Genomic DNA, 20,315 nt, shown 5'->3' on the forward strand with positions numbered 1-20,315 from the left:
TAGTAGTATGAAAGCAAAACCCACTTAGAAAAAAGTATGGGAAGATTTTGGCAGATCTCCCCATACTAAAATGAATCAATTGAAAATGCTTGTTTGGCAGACAAGCATAGTTAACTCATTTTCAACTTAAATCAATACAAAATTATGCAAAACAATTTTAGCATCCAAGTTTTAAGGGTGGTAAAGTCTTTTTGGCTAACCTCGAAAAAAATCCCACGTACTATGAGACTGGTTATTTTATTCTTATTTTGCTTTGTCGGATTAACTAATGCGACAGATAGCTATGCCCAATCTGCAAAGGTTACAATGAATGTACGTAATCAGACAGTTGAGGATGTATTAAGAGCGATAGAGAAGCAAACAGAATTTAGTTTCTTCTACAACAATGCTCATATAAATTTGAAACGGTTGGTGACAATCTCCGCTGACCGTAATGATATCTTTAAAGTTCTTGACGAAGTATTTAAAAATACGAATGTAGAATATAAGGTAATAGATAAAAAGATCATTCTGTCCACGGAGTTGGCATCTGTCGAACAGGCGCATCAGGAAAAGGTAAAAGTGAGCGGACGAGTGGTGGATGCGGCAGGTGAACCGGTAATCGGTGCCAGTGTGATAGAAAAAGGCTCCGCCAATGGTACGATCACTGATATGGACGGTAATTTTATCCTGAATGTCGGTTCAAAAGAAGCCATTCTTGAAATCTCTTATATTGGTTATCAAGGACAGTCCCTGAAAGTAACTCCAGGAAAGACGCTGTCGGTAGTGCTGAAAGAGGACACACAGAGTCTGGACGAAGTGGTAGTAGTTGGTTTTGGCGTACAGAAGAAAGCGAACCTGACCGGTGCGGTATCTCAGGTAAAGATGGATGATGTGCTGGGGAGTCGTCCTGTTGTAAATGCCATGAGTGCTTTGCAGGGTGCGATGCCGGGACTTCAGATTACTCCTAATAATGATGCTGCCGGTCCGGGACAGAGCAAATCATTCAATATTCGTGGTACGACTTCTATCAATGGCGGTGGTCCGTTGGTGTTGATAGATAATGTTCCGGGGGATATCGATATGTTGAATCCCGAAGATATTGAAAGTGTTTCTGTGTTGAAAGATGCTGCCTCGGCCGCTATCTATGGTGCGCGTGCCGCTTTCGGTGTAATACTTGTGACTACAAAGAAGGCGAAGAAAGGAGACGGTTTTCATGTCAATTATAATAATAATTTTGGTTTCCAGAGTTCTATCAATCGTCCGGAACAGGCTGACGGGCTGGAGTGGATGCAGGCTTACCTGGACGGCGAGTTCAATGCCGGTAAATACTACACTGGGCAAGATATCAAAACCTGGATGAACTACCTGACCGAATATCGTAAGAATCCGGGTAAATTCCAGACTACCGGAGACGGGGTATATGTAGACCCGGAAACAGGATTGAATTATTACCTGAATGAGAAAGACCTGTATGCCAATATGCTTGATGATTACGGTTTTCTGCAAGCGCATAATGTGTCATTGAGCGGTGGTACTGATAAGCTGGCTTATCGTCTGTCCCTTGGCTATAATAGCGAGCAAGGTATTTTGATCACCGATAAAGACCGCTACAAACGTTTGTCGGGTAGTGCCTATATTTCTGCCGAAATCACTTCGTGGCTGACTCAGTCTGTAGATATACGCTATGCTCAGAGTGACAAGAATATGCCTGTGACTTCGGATAAGACCGGATTGTATGATATGCGTTTGCCGGTTGTATATCCCGAAGGCTCCCTGACTTTGCCTGACGGCACCAGCCTGATGACGAATACGCCTTCCAACGTTTTGAGAATGGCAACGGATAACAATACAATCAGAGACAATGCCCGTATCCTGTCAAAAACGGTATTGAAACCATTGAAAGGGCTTGAAGTGGCATTCGAATATACTTTTGACAAGACATGGAGTAATCAGAATGTGAATAAGGCTTCCATTGATTATACAACGGTTGAGCTGGCAAAAATACAGACTGCCACTACCTCTTCTCTGGAGACGACTCACCAAAGTACTGATTATAATGCCATCAACCTGTATGCTAATTATAGATATTCATGGAATGACACACATAACTTGTCATTAATGGGCGGCTTCAACCAGGAATCCAGTGACTGGAAGAAATTGTATACTTATTCTTATGATATGATTAACGAGAAGTATCCGTCACATAGTACGGCTACCGGTGAGAATAAGGTTATTACAGATGATCATCGCGTGTATACCGTTCGTGGTGCTTTCTATCGTGTTAATTATGATTATAAAGGCAAATATCTGTTTGAGACCAATGGTCGTTATGACGGATCGTCTAAATTCCCGAAGAAAAATCGTTTCGGTTTCTTCCCTTCTGTATCTGTGGGTTGGAACATTGCCCGCGAGAACTTTATGAAACCAGTTGCAGGTGACTGGCTAAGCGATCTGAAACTTCGCGGAACCTGGGGACAAATAGGTAATCAAGGCATTGATCCTTATAAATTTGTTCCGACCATGTCGCAAGTGGAAAAGAAGGATGTGGCATGGCTGGTGAATGGAGCGAAGCCGCTGACTTTGAATGCTCCGGGACTGGTCAGTGATAGTTTTACTTGGGAAACGGTAGAAACATTGGACTTTGGTTTTGATATAACTGCCTTGAACGGACGTCTGCAAAGTACTTTCGACTGGTATCGCCGTGATACGAAAGATATGCTTGCTCCGGGAGCTGAGTTGCCGTCAGTGGTAGGTGCTTCCGCACCTTTGCAGAATACCGCCGACTTGCGTACGAAAGGCTGGGAATTGTCATTGACGTGGAGAGATAGAATCGGTGCATGGGGCTATAATGTAGGCTTCAATCTTTATGACTCTAAAACAGTCGTTACCAAATACCATAATGAATCAAAGATTATCCTGAAAAGTGATGGCACGAATAATTATTATGAAGGATATGAAATCGGTTCTATCTGGGGTTATGTAACGGATGGTTACTATACAGCCGATGACTTTGAAGATACAAATACCTGGAAACTGAAAGAAGGAGTGGTGACAGTGGATGGAGTAAGTCCGCGTCCCGGTGACATCAAGTACCAGAATTTGCGTGATGATGGATCGAGTACGAATCGCATTGATACGGGAGACGGAACCTTTGACAATCCGGGTGACCGCAAGATAATCGGTAATAACTCTTTGCGTTTGCAGTATGGTATAAACCTGGGAGTCAATTACAAAGGATTTGATCTGAGTGTTTTGCTGCAAGGAGTAGGTAAACGTGATGTATGGATCAGTGATGCACGCCGCTGGCCGTTTAATTCCGGACAGTTCGGTTCACTCTTTAAAGACCAGCTGGATTATTGGAAACCGGTAGATTCTGCCAATGGCGACTGGACGGCAGCCAATCCGAATGCGGAATACTTCCGTATTTACGGGCAAGGAAACAATTCCAGTTACAATACACGTGCGCAAACGAAGTATCTGATGAATGGCTCTTATCTGCGTGTTAAGAATGTGACTTTGAGTTATAATTTCCCGAAGAGCTGGTTGGCACCTATTACATTAACGAGTTTGAAAGCGTTCGTAAGTTGTGAGAACCTTCACACATTTACTAAGCTGATGAAGGGTTATGACCCGGAACGCCTGTCATGGGGATATCCTTTCTATCGTACGATTTCTTTTGGTTTTAATGTTACTCTTTAATTTAGAATTGGTTATGAAAAAAATAATATATACTATGCTTGCGGCAGCAGCTATCGGATTTACGTCATGCAACGATAGTTTTATGGAACGCTATCCGGATACTTCGTTGACGGAGCAGACAGTGTTCAGTAATTATAATACTTTCAAGACCTATGCCTGGGGATTGTACGGAGTATTTACAAATACTAATATCCTGCGTATTCCCGGTACAAACGGAGCCTATGCCAGTGCCACATCCTATACAAGCGATATTTATGCAGGTTATCTGATGCGTCGTCAGGGTGACGGTAATCCGTATGCTTTTCAGAATGTATCCAGTTCGTCATCGGGCAATGGATGGGCATTCAGTTTCGTCTATCGGGTCAATGTCATGTTGGCAAATATCGATAACTCAGGGATGACGGATGCGGACAAGGAGCATTGGCGTTCGGTGGGATATTTCTTCCGTGCCTATTATTATTCGGAACTGATAGCTCGTTTTGGCGATGTGCCTTGGGTAGATCGCGTACTGGGTGATTCGGATAAGGAAATAGCATATGGTCCCCGTACACCTCGCAAAGAAGTTGCCGATCATGTATTGAACGATTTGATATACGCTGAAGAGCATATAAAAGAAGAAGGTGACGGTGAAAATACGATCAATGTGCACGTTGTCCGTGCTCTTCTTTCCCGTTTCTGCCTTTTTGAAGGTACATGGCGTAAATATCATGCTTTGGGGGACGAAGATAAGTACTTTGATGCTTGTATCACTTATTCCAAGAAGCTGATGGATTCTTATCCCGAACTGAACAGTGACTGGGGAGAGATGCTGACATCTGACCTGAAAGGAATGAAAGGCATCATTCTGTATAAGGAATATGTAGAAAAAGAACTGACTAATTATGTACTGACGCATGTTGAACGGACATCCACCCATAATGTGGAAATGCCGCAACACATCATCGACATGTATCTTTGTAAAGATGGTAAAACGATCCATAACAGCTCGGAATATGAATGGTCGCAGGATGGGGATAATAGTATGAATGCTACCTTCCGCAATCGTGACCTTCGTCTGCTGGAGACTGTAGCTCCCCCTTATAAGGTGATCCCAAGTGCCGATAATACCAGTTGGGAGTATACTTCTGATCCCAAGGACCGTGAGTTTATGGATATCATGGGCATTACCCGTTACACAGGTTTCGGGGGTGGAAATGGGGAAGCCGGTAAACATAAAGTGTTCCCATTGATGAACTGGTCTGCTGCTATATTGAAAGGGATGCCTCACTTCTTCACCAACAATGGCGGACAAGGTTTCCTCGTAGCCCGTAGCGGTAACTATGTGTACAGATACTATAATGTTTGGGATAATTCGAAAGAGAATGAAGGGACCTCAGATGTACCTTTGTTCAAGATTGATGAAGTGATGTTGAATTATGCCGAGGCTAAATTTGAAAAAGGTGGTACAGGTGCCGAAGGCTTCAATCAGACAGTTGCTGATCTTACTATCAATAAGTTACGCGATCGGGTGGGAGTTGCCCATATGAAAGTGGCCGAGATAAATGCCGGATTTGATCCGAAGCGCGACCAGACCGTAGACCCTGTATTGTGGGAGATTCGTCGCGAGCGCATGGTAGAATTGATGGGTGAAGGATTTGGATTCTACGATGTGCGTCGTTGGAAAAAGGCACCTTGGTTTATCAATAAGATACAGTACGGTCAATGGGCTACTAAAGAGCAGATTGGCGACTCCGGACAGTTTGTTGATCTTGAAAAAGGATACGCCGATACGACAGGAAAGAAAGAAGGTTTTATCTATATGTATAATGATCCTTTGGTAGCAGGTAAAGGTTGGTTAGATAAGTATTATCTGTATCAGGTGCCTACTAATGAAATCGCATTAAACCCAGAACTGGCCCCCAATAATCCGGGATGGGAGTAATAATTAACTGAAACACAAATTGAAAGAAGATGTGCAAATAACTGTTTGACACATCTTCTTTCTTTATTAGAGCCAATGCTATCCGTCGGAAACAGTCGGTGAGTCAACCGAATATTTCCGACTTTTCATATATTGGAGGTTATTTAATGTGTATCAGTATAAAAGAACTACATTTTATTTTCAGTAATCGGAAATTTGAAATATATTTAGAGGCTCAAACGCTCAAACACATTTGATGACCCTTAAAAAAATAATGACTATGAACATGCGTCTTCTATTACTTTTATTATTTGGTTCTGTTGTTATGTATACAAGTTGCCAATCTACGTCTGCTCCAATCGATTCATTGGCAGCACGTGTGACGGAGAATACGTCGAAGGATCAAATCCTTTTCCGGTTGGTTACTGATGAAGCCGATCCGGCAAAAGACTACTTTGAGATAGACTCCAAGGATGGCAAAGTACTGATAACCGGAAACTCCGATCTTTCACTGGCTACGGGCTTGAATTGGTACCTGAAATACGTGGCAGGTATTCATCTTTCGTGGAATAATCCCTCGCAGAAATTGCCGGAAGTACTGCCTCTGCCTCAAAAGAAAATCCGACAGGCGACGGCTATGAAGAATCGATATTACCTGAATTACTGTACCTATTCCTACTCCATGGCTTTCTGGGACTGGGAGCGCTGGGAGAAAGAGATAGACTGGATGGCGATGCACGGCATCAATATGCCTTTGAGTATAACAGGGATGGAGGTTGTCTGGTATAATCTGCTGAAACGTATCGGATATACGACGGAGGAGATCAATGAGTTTATTTCCGGTCCTGCCTTTATGGCATGGTGGCAGATGAATAATCTGGAAGGATGGGGCGGACCGAATCCCGACAGTTGGTATCGGCAACAGGAAGCACTGCAAAAGAAGATCATTGCCCGAATGAGGGAGCTGGGCATTGAACCGGTATTCCCCGGATATGCAGGAATGGTTCCCCGTAATATCGGAGAGAAATTGGGGTATCAGATTGCCGATCCCGGTAAATGGTGCGGTTTCCCTCGTCCGGCCTTTCTTTCTACGGAAGATGAACATTTCGATTCATTTGCTGCCATGTATTATGAGGAGTTGGAGAAACTGTACGGAAAAGCAAAGTATTACAGTATGGACCCCTTTCATGAAGGAGGAAATACGGAAGGAGTAGACTTGGCAAAGGCGGGAACTTCTATTATGAGTGCTATGAAGAAAGCGAATCCGGAAGCTGTGTGGGTGATGCAGGCATGGCAGGCGAATCCGCGGGAAGCGATGGTCAGTACGCTTGATTCCGGTGATTTGCTGGTACTGGATTTGTATAGTGAAAAACTTCCCCAATGGGGTGATCCGGAGTCGATGTGGTATCGGGAGAAAGGTTTCGGCAAGCATGACTGGCTCTATTGTATGTTGCTTAACTTTGGCGGTAATGTCGGTCTGCACGGACGGATGGAGCAACTGGTGAATGGATATTATAACGCATGTGCACATGTCAACGGGAAAACCCTGCGAGGGGTAGGAGCTACTCCGGAAGGAATCGAGAATAATCCGGTGATGTTTGAATTGCTGTATGAACTTCCTTGGCGGGAAGAACGGTTCGCACCGGATGCATGGCTGCAAGCGTATCTGAAAGCGCGGTATGGAAATGATTTGTCACCGGAAGTAGCGGAAGCATGGCGTGCGCTGGAACATACAGTTTACAATGCTCCGAAGAATTATCAGGGAGAAGGGACAGTCGAATCCTTGTTGTGTGCCCGTCCGGGATTTCATCAGGACAGAACGTCGACATGGGGATATGCTAAGTTATTCTATTCACCTGATTCAACGGCAAAGGCAGCCCGCTTGTTACTTTCTGTTGCAGATCAGTACAAGGGAAATAATAACTTTGAATATGATTTGGTAGACGTGGTGCGTCAGAGCCTGGCAGATAAGGGGAATGTGCTGCTTGAAGAAATTTCTCAGAGTTATGATCGGAAAGATAAGGATAGCTTCGGGAAACAGTCACAACAGTTTCTGGAGTTAATATTAGCTCAGGACAGTTTACTGTCCACCCGAAAGGAGTTCTCGGTGTCTTCATGGCTGAATGCCGCACGTTCTTTGGGAACCACGGAAGAAGAAAAGAAACTTTACGAATGGAATGCTTCTGCGCTCATCACGGTCTGGGGAGACAGTATAGCTGCCAATCGGGGAGGTCTGCATGATTATTCCCATCGGGAGTGGAGCGGGATTTTGAAAGACTTGTATTATCAACGTTGGAAAACCTTCTTTGAGCAGAAACAACGGGAGTTGGACGGTAAACTTGACCAATCAGCGGAAGAACCGATTAATTTCTATGGTATGGAGAAAGCATGGGCGGAGAAAAACAAAACAGCTGATTCATCGGATCATAAGTCACAAACTGTAATTGAAACGGCAAAATCTGTTTATCGGACAGCGATTGAAGCAAAGTAATTTATCTACCTACACTGCTTCGGCTTTCAGCTAGAGGGCTGACTAAAAAGTCGGTAGTGCTGCCTTAAATGGGAGTGACTAAAAGTCGATAGTATTTTAATTCTCCTCCTTCGGGAAGGAGGAGTACCCGCAGGGGGAGGTGGTAGGTGAATACGCAATTCTTTCATTCATAGTAAATTAGATACAACCTTGTTTTACCTACCACCCCGGCTTTCAGCCACCCCTCCTTCCCGAAGGAGGGGAGTTTTAGATACTACCGACTTTTAGTCATTCCCATTTAAGGCACTATCGACTTTTAGTCACTCCTAATAGGGAAACTTGAGTTTGTACGAATCATATAAAACGAAAAAAGAATAATCGGAAGTAAACAGGGGAATACCTTTTACTTCCGATTATTCTTTTTATAAATGATAATTGCTTCGGCAAGGCCATGCCGTGCAATCGAACATAGTTATTTCTCCAACAAGTTTTTCAGAAACTCGTCCAGTTCTTTATCCAGCCCTTTCAGCAGTTCGTCATCCACGAGCAACGTATCATCGTCTATCAGCAACAGCTCTGCAACTGTTTCCTTATCTTCATCTACCAGTACGAATGAATAAGGCTTTAATATTGTTACTTTATCGAAGTCGCCTGCATCTTTCATTCTGCAAAGGGTACTTTTCAGGTTGGGCTTTACATTTTCCATGAAATCATCTCCATCGTAAGTCGCCCACTCTTCAATCATTACATTAGCCAATTCCTCGTCATCGTCGTTATAAATAGTGAGTTGTCCCGATGTTTGGTCCGGTTGTAAATGAATATCGGTTACGGCTGTCTGGTCGCAGCCACATACATATTTGCCGGCTGCCTTTTGGATAGCCGATTCGATGGTAGACAGAGATTGTTGGCTCAGTTTCATAGGTTCTTCCTTTTTGTTACCTCAAAGGTATAAAAAAAATAATAATCAATGCATGATTTCCTTAAAAATCATCATTAAATCGCTCCATTTGCATTTTTAGCTTGGGCAATTGACTGTTACGTTCCTTCAATTCATTTGCATAAAGGGTTGTAAGGTAGTAATTCGGTACATCGTCAATGGTGGCGTACGCCGCATTTTCGGGAATGTTTTTCTTATCTACTTTTTGGGCAAGTTGCTGTGCTTTGACTGCCCATTCTTCTGCTTTTGCCAAGCTGTCTTTCATCTCATAATAAACAGCGATATTGAGGGCAGCTTTCATCTTTTTCTTTTCCTTCTTGGTTCCGTTGTACACTTGTTCCCAAAGTTCGAAAGCTCTGTCCCATGAATTTTCACGGACAAAGATTGCCGCGTCACGCATCTGTACGGAGCCGCCGGTGTACAAGTATCGTTTGCCTGTCTTCCAGAAAGGGAGTAGCTGTTTGACAGGGATAGTCCCTGCAAATTCAGAAGCTTCCCGTAGCATCTGTGCATCAGGTATCATGTGTGCAAATGTTTCTGTTACCGATCCTCCGTATTCTTCCCAAAAGATACTGTCGGTGGGGTGTAGCGTAGTCATCGGTTTGCTGCGTGAGGGCAGGTATACTTTCACCGTCGGGTAGGCTTTTACATCCACTGTCCCCAGGTAGCAGTTAAAATCACGGATATAACGAACCGTTTTGGTCGCTTTGAATTGCAGGTTTTCCATGGCGATGATACAGTCCACTCCCAAGTCTGATGTCAGCTGTTGGACTTCCTCCTGACTCAGTGTACTTTCACGAGGAAACTTGTCATTGGCCCGTAAAGCGGAATCACAGATCACCACTACATCGAAATAGTTCTGATGCGCGATTTCTTCCGCCAGCGATTCAGCCGCAATCTTAACGTTACCATTGGCATACGCTGTGGCGTGGCTTATTTCGGGTACGTTTTCTTTCGGCTTTTCGGTCTGTGTGATCAGCTTGTTATCCGGTTCGGTGCTGGTGTTATTCACGATAGCCACTTTACGGAGTTGAGAAGGGAAAGTCATATCTCCGGGCTGCATATAGTCAATAGAAATCTGCTCCAGGCTTTGACAGCTGCCGAATGCCAACAGTAGCAGAGAAACAAATGCCAGTGAATAGAATTTTGCCATAGTCTTGATATCTTTAGTAGTTTAAGCAAAAGTACTATTTTGGATGAATAAAAGAAAGCCTCAAACAGTTTTTAACCGTTTGAGGCTTTCTTTTAGATTATAATCTTACATCGGACTGCTGTTAAGCATTCTGTCCGTGGCAGTTTTTATATTTCTTACCGCTTCCGCATGGGCAAGGATCATTGCGTCCTACCGTCTTTTCCGCACGGATCGGTTCGCGTTTTTGTTGCTCGCGAGTATCCTGACTGGCAGCAGCCTGCTGGTTCGGATCACTGAGGTCTTGTTTCTGTTCACGATACTTGCTCATATCCTGACGTTGCTCGGGAGCAGCCTGGCGTACTTCTACGCGGCGTGGCTGTTGTTCGTCTGCCGGAGCTTCCTGTACAGGGATCTGTCCGCGCATCAGGATGGAGATAGTTTGGTTATTGATCTTGTTCACCATAGCGTCAAACAGTGTTACGGATTCCAGTTTGTAGATCAACAGCGGGTCTTTCTGTTCGTAGCTTGCGTTCTGAACAGAGTGTTTCAACTCATCCAGCTCACGCAGGTTTTCTTTCCATGCTTCGTCGATAACGTGCAGCAGGATAGACTTTTCGAAAGCTTTCACCACCTCCTTTGATTCGGACTCGTAAGCCGCTTTCAGATTGCAGGAGATGTTATACATCCGTTTTCCGTCTGTGATAGGAATCAGAATGTTTTCGTACATATGTCCCTGGTTTTCGTATACTTGTTTGATGACCGGATTAGCGATTTGTGCCAGGCGTTCCGTTTTGCGTTTGAAGTTTTCCATGGCAATGTTGAATGTCTTTTCTGCCAATGTGTCCTTCTTTTCATTACGGAATTCTTCTTCGGTGAACGGAGTTTCCATAGCCAATGTCTGGAGCAGTTCCATCTGACAGCCTTCGTAGTCATTGTTCTCGATCGCATTCGCGCAACGGTCCCAGATCATATTAACGATATCCATACCGATACGTTCACCCATCAGGGCGTGGCGGCGTTTGGTATAAACAACGGTACGTTGCTTGTTCATCACGTCGTCATATTCCAACAGACGTTTACGGATACCGAAGTTGTTTTCTTCCACCTTCTTCTGTGCACGCTCGATAGAGTTGGAGATCATCTTGTGCTCGATCATTTCGCCTTCCTGGAAACCGAGTTTGTCCATTACACTGGCAATACGGTCGGAAGAGAACAGACGCATCAAGTCATCTTCCAGTGACACGAAGAATACAGAAGAACCCGGGTCACCCTGACGTCCTGCACGACCACGCAACTGGCGGTCTACACGACGGGATTCGTGACGTTCCGTACCGATGATGGCCAAACCGCCTGCGGCTTTTACTTCCGGACTCAGCTTGATGTCGGTACCACGACCTGCCATGTTGGTAGCGATGGTCACTGCACAACTGAAACCGGCTTTTGCTACAATTTCAGCTTCTTTCTGGTGCAACTTCGCATTCAGTACGCTGTGTTCGATCTTACGCATGGTAAGCATTTTGCTCAGCATTTCGGAGATTTCTACCGAAGTCGTACCTACCAGTACCGGACGTCCTGCCTGCACTAGTTTTTCGATTTCTTCGATAACGGCTTTATACTTTTCGCGTTTGGTTTTGTAAACGCGGTCGTTCATATCCTTCCTTGCGATCGGGCGGTTAGTCGGGATAACGACTACATCCAATTTGTAGATGTCCCAAAGTTCGCCTGCTTCCGTTTCGGCAGTACCGGTCATACCGGACAGCTTGTGATACATACGGAAGTAGTTCTGCAAAGTGATCGTTGCGAAGGTCTGTGTGGCGGCTTCTACTTTCACACGTTCTTTCGCTTCGATAGCTTGGTGTAATCCGTCGGAGTAGCGGCGGCCTTCCATGATACGTCCGGTCTGCTCGTCTACAATCTTCACCTGTCCGTCGATCACAACATATTCGTCATCTTTCTCGAACATGGTGTAAGCCTTCAGCAACTGGTTGATGGTGTGTACGCGCTCCGATTTGATGGCGTAGTTAGTCAGCAGCTCATCTTTCTTTTCCAGCAGTTGTTCGTTGGTCAGGTTTTGATTTTCCAGTTCGGAGAGTTGTGCGGCGATATCCGGCAGCACGAACAATGTCGGGTCTTCGGAGTTACCGGTGATCAGGTCGATACCTTTATCTGTGAGGTCTACGCTGTTCAGTTTTTCTTCGATGACGAAGTACAACGGTTCGGTCACTTCGTGCATACGCTTGTTGTTCTGCTCCATGTAGATTTCTTCGGTCTTCAGCATGCCGGCTTTGATACCCTGTTCACTGAGGAACTTGATCAATGCCTTATTCTTCGGAAGACACTTGTGGCTACGATAAAGGGCAAGGAATCCTTCTTCCACTTCCTTCTTGTCGTTGGAGGCAATCAGTCGTTTGGCTTCGGAAAGGTATTTGGTTGCCAATGCTTTTTGAGCTTCTACCAGACGTTCTACCAGCGGACGGAGCTGTTCGAACAGTTGGTCGTCGCCCTTCGGCACCGGACCGGAAATAATCAGCGGAGTACGGGCATCGTCAATCAATACCGAGTCAACCTCATCGACGATGGCGTAGTTGTGCTGGCGTTGAACAAGGTCTTTCGGGCTGATAGCCATGTTGTCACGCAGGTAGTCGAAACCGAATTCATTGTTGGTACCGAACGTGATGTCGGCAAGGTATGCCTGACGACGGGCGTCGGAGTTCGGCTGATGGCGGTCGATGCAATCTACGCTCAAACCGTGGAACATATAAAGCGGGCCCATCCATTCGGAGTCACGTTTGGCAAGGTAGTCGTTCACGGTTACTACATGCACACCGTTTCCGGTCAGCGCGTTCAGGAATACCGGAAGGGTAGCAACGAGAGTTTTACCTTCACCGGTTGCCATTTCCGCAATCTTACCTTTGTGCAGAACGACACCACCGAACAGCTGAACGTCGTAATGAATCATGTTCCATACCGTATCATTGCCGCCGGCATTCCAGTGGTTCTGGTAGATGGCTTTGTCGCCTTCAATGCGTACAAAGTCTTTGGTGGCAGCCAGATGGCGGTCGAATTCAGTCGCGGTTACTACGATTTCTTCGTTTTCCGTAAATCGTTTGGCAGTTGCTTTGACGATAGAGAAAGCTACGGGCAATACTTCTTCCAGTGCTTTCTCGTATTTTTCGAGAATTTCTTTCTCTATCTTATCTATTTGTGCAAAGACTTCTTCGCGGTCTTCCAGTTCGGTGCTTTCGATGCTCGCTTTAAGTTCTTCCACTTTAGCGCGTTCGTCAGTAGCCGATTCGCGGATGTATTTTTTGAGTTCTTCCGTTTTGGCACGGAGGGCATCGTTGTCCAGTGCTTCAATCTCCGGGTAGGCAGCTTTGATCTTTTCTACCCAGGGTTTGATTTCTTTCATGTCTCGTGTGGATTTGTTTCCGAAAATCGAGCTTAAAAATTCATTAAATCCCATGTTGTATTATTTAGTTTATTATTATTTCTTGATTGTCTGCACGGTGCTTTTTCCATATATAAATCCGCGCAAAGTTACATTAAAATGCTGATTTATTTATGTTTTTCGCATGGTTTTTGTGAGGAATCTTTTACCGAAGATCGGTAATAGGAGCCGAAGAAGAAGCATTGGGAGCCCGTATGCGCATGAAATGAGCCAGTGTAGGCGCAATATGGTCGATTGTTACAGGTGTCTGAATGATGGCCGGTTTCACGGAGTGACCCATGAAGATCAGCGGTGCGGGGATATAGGAATGACGTACCACCTTGTTCTCGTTGCCGTTTTCGCTGACGATAGTCCATCCCGGCAACACGTCGATCACGAGGTCGCCGGAACGCTTGCGGTGATAGCCGTTGCGTATTCTGTATATTTCCGGAGTCCATGAACCCAGGAGAAGTCGGTGGGCGGAATATGCCTCATTTACTCCGCTGAACTGCATCAGGAAGTCGGCAGACTTTTCCTGCACTTCTGTCAGGTTCAGTTGCTTTTGTTCCAGTAACTTGTGGTTCAGATAGATTTGCTGGTCGTGATAGGCTTCTACATATTTTCCTTCGCCGTAAGTGGCCATCAGAAACATGTTCAGCAAGGCGGTGCAGCGGTTGAGGTGAAACTCTCCGGTCGGTATTTTGTACAGTCCCGAATCCGTCGATTCGCTGTCCGTATATCCGGTGGAAGTGACGAAGATAAGCACATTCTGCAAGCCTACTTTCTTGTCGAGCAGGTCAAGCAGGTTGGCGATGCTGCGGTCGAGGCGTACATAAGTGTCCTGTATTTCCATGGCACACTCTTGTACGGACTTGTGCGCATAGTTGCCTGCATAATAAGTAAGTGCCAATAAGTCAGTAATGTCATCCATGCCGACCGAACCTTTGCCGATTGCTTCTTCTGCGAGGGCATTTACTTCATCGTTGACGAACGGGCTGGTGATGAAACGGCGGAACTTATTGTTGCGGTCGTCGTCAAATTTATATTTGAACACTACGTCCCGCCAATCTGGCAGGAAAGTGTACATACCACGTGGGAAAACCGGTTCCCATGTGACGCTGGAGATGCGGGAGTCGATGGCCTGACGGTCGTTATATTGGCTTGCCCACCAGGGGAATTCGCCATAATAAGTCGTTCCGCTCCATTTTCCGGTCGTGGGATTGATCCAGAACGCTCCGTTTCCTGCATGTCCGGCAGCGAAAATGGCTGCGTCGCAGAAAGGGGCGATGGCGTATACGATACCTTTGCCTTGTGTCGCTATTTTCAGTTCGTCGGCAATGGTAGAGGTTAATAATTTGGTAGGGGCACAGGTCTGATCGGTGTAATAACCCATGAAGGCCGCATCGTCCGTACTGTTGACAGGGCGTAGGGTAGCTACATCCATCCATCGGTTGGAAATGATCCCGTTGACGGAAGGCGTTGATCCGCTGTAGATGGCTGCCATGGCAGAGGCACGGTCTACACCGCTGAATGTATATTCTGCATTGTGGAATACTCTTCCCTCTTTCCAAAGGCGTTTGAAGCCTCTCTCGCCGTAGAGCGACGAAAAAGCTTCCAGATAGTCCGTACGCAACTGGTCAATCGTGAGTCCTACCACAAGTTTAGGGGCAGTAGGCAACGACTGAGCTTGTAGCCCGGTGAAGGTCAGTACGGTAATCAGGGAAGTTAGTAGTCCTTTCATTATTTCTTTTTAGAGGTCAATATCAAATTGCTCGCTGAACGTATCAGCAAACAGAGTGCCAAAGGTACAACAGCTAAGTCAAATCTCTGCGGAATTAGCGGAAAAAGCACCATAAAAAGTGTTAAAACGACTAAATTCAGCGTCAAATACCAGCATTTCTTTCCTTTTCGGACACAATAAATGATGTATGGAAGGAGCAGAAGCTGTCCCGGATGGAATACCAGCAATAAGAAATTGGAGCTGACAGCCGGATGTTCGGAGAATAGGGCGAGGAAGGCCAGCACACAGCCCACGATGCCTGCGGCACCGAATAAAATAAGGTCGACACCCCAGAGTCCTGTCCTTTTGCGGATGCTGTAGATAGTAGCAGCTGCGGTAAGTATAAAAAGCAGGAGGGAACATTGGAACGGGGTGGGCATCCAACCGCCTTCTTCTTCCTCGGGAAGGGCGTCTACGATCAGCTCCTTGCCGGATACGAGCGGACGCTGAACCGAATCATGGACGATTTGGGCGCCTGCGAAAGCATCCATCAGGTAAAAGGGGGCAAACATCATTTGGCGTTGCGTGATGGGGCGGTCTGCTTCGCTACCGATGCAGAGGTCGATGCCGAAGCGGGCCCACGGATGGCCTTTGCAGTATTGATGTACGATATCGCGGAAAGATAGCGAACCGTCTTGCGGCTCTGCGGGATATATTACCTTTCCGTCAATGCTTTCTTCTATTTTATCGCGCGGGCGTGTAGCGCAGTTGTCATAAAAGAAATTATACCGGTAAACTCTGTTTTCGGGAAGATAGTTTTCTTGCAGTAGTCGGATGAGTTCCGCTTTTTCTTCTTTGCTCAGGTTGAGTGTCTGTTGCCAGACGCTGCGCCCGTCGAAGGCATATTCCGCCGCGAAACGGGCGTAGTCGGTAGCTCCCAGCTGGTAGTCTGTCTCACCGAGTGAAAAACGGAGGATGAAGTTGGGAGTATTGAAGCTGAATAGTCCATAGTTGAATACGGCATCTATTCCGTTGGCCGGATCTTCGTAGCGGATGGCTGTATGTCCGAACAGGGAGTATATTTCTTCACCGGGGGCGCAAGTCAGCAGGCTGAGGCGGATGGAGTCGTTGCCAGAAGCTATGGCTTGTCCGTTTGAAAAGATAAGCAGATAAAGAGTCAGTAATGGATATAGAATTGTCCGTTTCATCAGAAATGCCCGTTTATTATTTTGGTGGCGAATATACGAAGAATAGTTGGATTGTAGAAACGGAGGCTTCGTTTTATCCAAACAGAGGCTTTGTTTTACCCAAACAGAGGCTTCGTTTTACCCAAACAGAGCCTCTGATTAGGGTAAATAGGGCCTTTAAAAGCGTTCTTTTTTTCTTATAAAATGTGGAACGCTGAACGGAACACTTTAAAACTCTTGTAACTGATTGATATATAGGGAAATGTTGTGTAAGGAAAAATGACTATGAAACGCAAAGCGGTACCATAATAAGGGATAACTAATAAATTATATATTTAAAAATATATAGTTCGATTTTGGCGTTTGGGGGCGATATTTGAAATGAAAAAAGAAGATAATTCCTTCTGTATGCTTCAACTTTTCTTTTTTTACTTTACCTTTGCGCCGCTAAAGACGAAAAGTATTGAACTTAATTATCGACATAGGAAATACGACAGCGAAAGTTGCCCTCTTCAATAGAAGTGAGATGGTGGAGGTGTTGACCGAATCCAATCAATCATTGGATAGCTTGGAGGCTCTTTGCTCCAAATACCGGATTGAGCGGGGGATTGTAGCTACTGTCGTCGATTTGAACGAACGGATACTTGCCGAACTGGCTGCTTTGCCGTTCCCCCTGTTATGGCTCAATCATGAGACTCCGCTGCCGGTAGGTAATCTGTACGAAACTCCCGAGACATTGGGATACGACCGGATAGCTGCCGTAGTGGGGGCCAACGAGCAGTTTCCTCATAATGACATCTTGGTCATTGATGCGGGCACTTGCATCACTTATGAGTTTATTGACTCGAAAGGACAATATCATGGCGGTAATATTTCTCCCGGCATGCAGATGCGCTATAAAGCGCTTCACCAGTTTACCGGACGCTTGCCGCTGATAGACTCCAACGGGCGCAAACTGCCGATGGGAAGGGATACGGAAACTGCCATCCGTGCAGGGGTGCTGAAAGGAATGGAATATGAAATTTCAGGTTATATTGAGGCTATGAAGCATAAATATCCTGAACTTTTGGTTTTTTTAACGGGCGGAGATGACTTTTCTTTTGATAGCAGCGTAAAAAGTGCCATCTTTGCAGATAGATTTTTAGTGTTGAAAGGATTAAATAGAATTTTAAACTATAATAATGGTAGGATTTAAACACACGATTTGGGCGCTTTTGCTCATGATGGTTACCGGAACGGCAATCGCTCAAAATAATACAAACTCTCCTTACACACGATATGGCTATGGCGACTTGTCCGATCAAAGTTTCGGAAATAGCAAGGCGATGGGTGGAATTGCTTTCGGACTCAGGGATGGAGCACAGATCAATCCAACGAATCCTGCTTCCTATACGGCCATTGATTCGTTGACGTTCCTGTTCGAAGGGGGTGTCAGTTTACAGAATATGAATATTAGTGGTGGTGGCCTGAAGTTGAATGCCAAAAACGCCAGTTTCGATTATCTCGCTATGCAGTTCCGGTTGGCTCCGTGGATGGCGATGAGTGTCGGATTGTTGCCATATTCTAATGTGGGGTATACGGTGTCTGATAGTCAGACTACGGACAATGGTTTGGCATATAGCAGAAGTTTTACCGGCGACGGTGGTTTGCATCAAATGTACGTTGGTGCTGGTGTAAAAGTACTTAAGAATCTCTCTGTCGGTGTGAATGCATCTTATTTTTGGGGAGATATAACCCGTACAAGAGGAATGTTCTATCCGGGAACATCTTCTTATGATTCCTATCAGCGAAAAATGGTAACCTCGATTTCTGATTATAAATTGGATTTCGGTGCACAATATACACAGGCTTTGAATAAAAAGAGTTCTTTGACGATTGGTGCTGTATATTCTCCTAAACATAAGTTGAATAATGATTATACGTCAATTGTAATCATGGGAGCATCTAGTTCAAGTTATGGAACTGAATATAAGGATGTCTTGGATGCTACATTTGAATTACCCAATACCTTTGGAGTCGGATTTACATATAACTATGACAAGCGTTTGACAGTTGGTGCAGATTATAGCTTACAGCAATGGTCAAAAACTAATTTTGGCGTAGTAACAAGTGACGAGAATGTACGTCAGGACTTTAATGAAACTTTCACTTATTGTGATCGTACAAAAATATCAGTAGGTGCGGAATACATTCCTAATTTGATAGGACGTTCCTATTTCGCCCACATAAAATACCGTTTAGGAGCTTATTATACGACACCGTATTATAAGATTGATGGGAAAAAGGCTTCACGTGAATATGGTGTAACTGCCGGTTTCGGTCTGCCTGTTCCCCGTTCGCGTTCCATACTTAGTATCAGTGGACAGTTTGTCCGCGTAAAAGGACTGGAGACGAACATGGTGAATGAAAATATCTTCCGCGTGAGTATCGGGCTTACGTTCAACGAACGTTGGTTCTTCAAGCGTAGGGTAGAGTAATAAAAGTGAGAGAGAGAATAGACGATATTATATAAACAACTAAAATTTAGATACAATGAAAATTAAAACGCTTGTGGCTATGTTGTTCCTTTCGGCTGGAGCAACCACTGTGGTGGCACAGGATGCGTCTAACTGTAACTCAAACAGTAGTATTTCGCATGAGGCTGTGCGTGCAGGAAATTTTAAAGATGCGTATACTCCCTGGAAAGCTGTGTTGGAAAATTGTCCCACACTCCGTTTTTACACTTTTACTGACGGATATAAAATCCTTAAAGGCTTGATGGCTCAGATTAAGGATAAGAATAATCCTGAATATCAGAAGTATTTTGATGAATTGATGAATACGCATGATTTGCGTATGAAATACACAGAAGAATTCCTTGCAAAAGGAACTAAAGTGTCTTCTGCTGACGAAGCGCTGGGTATCAAGGCTGTAGACTATATTGCTTTGGCTCCGAAAGTAGACGCTAACCAAGCCTATCAATGGTTGAGCCAGTCTGTAAATGCAGTGAAAGGCGAATCGGCAGCTGCTACGCTTTTTTATTTCCTTCAGATGTCATTGGATAAACTGAAAGCTGATCCTAATCATAAAGAACAATTTATTCAGGATTATCTGCTTGCTTCAGAATATGCTGACGCTGCTATTGCTGCAGAAACTAATGAAGCAAAAAAGAAAAACTTTATGGGTATCAAAGATAACCTCGTGGCTTTGTTCGTAAACAGTGGTACTGCTGATTGCGAATCTCTGCAAAGTATCTATGGCCCAAAAGTAGAAGCTAACCAGACAGACTTGGCTTATCTGAAAAAAGTAATCGATATCATGAAAATGATGAGATGTACAGAAAGCGAAGCTTATCTGCAAGCATCTTTCTACGCTTATAAGATAGAGCCAACAGCTGAAGCTGCTACAGGATGTGCTTATCAGGCATTCAAGAAAGGTGATATTGACGGTGCTGTGAAGTTCTTTGACGAAGCAATCCAACTGGAAACTGATAACGTGAAGAAAGCAGAAAAGGCATATGCTGCTGCAGCTGTATTGGCTTCTGCTAAGAAATTGTCTCAAGCCAGATCATACTGTCAGAAAGCAATTAGCTTCAACGAGAACTATGGTGCTCCTTATATCCTGATTGCTAACTTGTATGCAATGAGTCCTAACTGGAGTGACGAGTCTGCATTGAATAAGTGTACTTACTTCGCTGTAATTGATAAACTGCAACGTGCAAAAGCAGTTGACCCAAGTGTGGCTGAAGAAGCAAACAAGTTGATTGGTACATATTCCGGTCATACTCCACAGGCTAAAGACCTATTTATGTTAGGTTACAAACAAGGCGACCGTATCACTATCGGTGGCTGGATCGGAGAGACTACAACGATTAGATAAAAT

At 44.8% G+C, this 20,315-nt stretch carries 11 protein-coding genes; 6 read left to right on the forward strand and 5 right to left on the reverse strand.

Annotated elements, in window-relative coordinates; all coding sequences use genetic code 11:
- Positions 1-222: 222 nt before the first annotated feature.
- From BT_RS21990 to BT_RS22000, 3 genes are all read left to right on the forward strand, one after another.
- Positions 223-3,681 carry a TonB-dependent receptor gene (locus BT_RS21990; protein WP_008764523.1) on the forward strand — a complete coding sequence of 1,153 codons (3,459 nt, stop codon included), beginning with the start codon at positions 223-225 and terminating at the stop codon, positions 3,679-3,681.
- Between the two features lie 13 nt (positions 3,682-3,694).
- On the forward strand, positions 3,695-5,602 hold the full coding sequence (locus BT_RS21995) for a RagB/SusD family nutrient uptake outer membrane protein (protein ID WP_070750170.1): 1,908 nt from the start codon (positions 3,695-3,697) through the stop codon (positions 5,600-5,602).
- 259 nt (positions 5,603-5,861) lie between these two features.
- Entirely contained in the window at positions 5,862-8,072 is a 2,211-nt protein-coding gene (locus BT_RS22000; RefSeq protein WP_008764525.1) for an alpha-N-acetylglucosaminidase, read from the forward strand.
- 451 nt (positions 8,073-8,523) lie between these two features.
- On the opposite strand, the gene BT_RS22005 is transcribed toward BT_RS22000, so the two are convergent.
- From BT_RS22005 to BT_RS22025, 5 genes are all read right to left on the reverse strand, one after another.
- Complete coding sequence (locus BT_RS22005) at positions 8,524-8,970, reverse strand: hypothetical protein (protein WP_011109222.1); 447 nt, start codon at positions 8,968-8,970, stop codon at positions 8,524-8,526.
- 61 nt (positions 8,971-9,031) lie between these two features.
- Complete coding sequence (locus tag BT_RS22010) at positions 9,032-10,141, reverse strand: DUF6340 family protein (protein WP_008764527.1); 1,110 nt, start codon at positions 10,139-10,141, stop codon at positions 9,032-9,034.
- A gap of 121 nt (positions 10,142-10,262) precedes the next feature.
- Positions 10,263-13,583, reverse strand: a complete 3,321-nt coding sequence (gene secA, locus BT_RS22015) for a preprotein translocase subunit SecA (protein ID WP_008764528.1) — start codon at positions 13,581-13,583, stop codon at positions 10,263-10,265.
- A 130-nt stretch (positions 13,584-13,713) separates the two neighbouring features.
- Positions 13,714-15,288 carry an alkaline phosphatase family protein gene (locus BT_RS22020; RefSeq protein WP_008764529.1) on the reverse strand — a complete coding sequence of 525 codons (1,575 nt, stop codon included), beginning with the start codon at positions 15,286-15,288 and terminating at the stop codon, positions 13,714-13,716.
- Positions 15,288-16,475, reverse strand: coding sequence for an Lnb N-terminal periplasmic domain-containing protein (locus tag BT_RS22025; RefSeq protein ID WP_008764530.1), 1,188 nt, complete (start codon positions 16,473-16,475; stop codon positions 15,288-15,290). The genes BT_RS22020 and BT_RS22025 overlap by 1 nt, the downstream gene beginning before the upstream one ends.
- A 442-nt stretch (positions 16,476-16,917) precedes the next feature.
- On the opposite strand from BT_RS22025, the gene BT_RS22030 reads away from it, so the two are divergent.
- The 3 genes from BT_RS22030 to BT_RS22040 are packed head-to-tail and all read left to right on the forward strand — an operon-like array spanning position 16,918 to position 20,312.
- Positions 16,918-17,649 carry a type III pantothenate kinase gene (locus BT_RS22030; RefSeq protein WP_008764531.1) on the forward strand — a complete coding sequence of 244 codons (732 nt, stop codon included), beginning with the start codon at positions 16,918-16,920 and terminating at the stop codon, positions 17,647-17,649.
- Complete coding sequence (locus BT_RS22035; RefSeq protein ID WP_008760037.1) at positions 17,636-18,931, forward strand: outer membrane protein transport protein; 1,296 nt, start codon at positions 17,636-17,638, stop codon at positions 18,929-18,931. The genes BT_RS22030 and BT_RS22035 overlap by 14 nt, the downstream gene beginning before the upstream one ends.
- 55 nt (positions 18,932-18,986) lie before the next feature.
- The gene (locus BT_RS22040; protein ID WP_008760038.1) at positions 18,987-20,312 is read left to right on the forward strand and encodes a hypothetical protein; all 1,326 of its coding nucleotides are present in this window, start codon (positions 18,987-18,989) and stop codon (positions 20,310-20,312) included.
- The last annotated feature ends 3 nt before the right edge of the window (positions 20,313-20,315 follow it).

This window comes from Bacteroides thetaiotaomicron VPI-5482 (genome assembly GCF_000011065.1).
Classification (GTDB): domain Bacteria; phylum Bacteroidota; class Bacteroidia; order Bacteroidales; family Bacteroidaceae; genus Bacteroides; species Bacteroides thetaiotaomicron.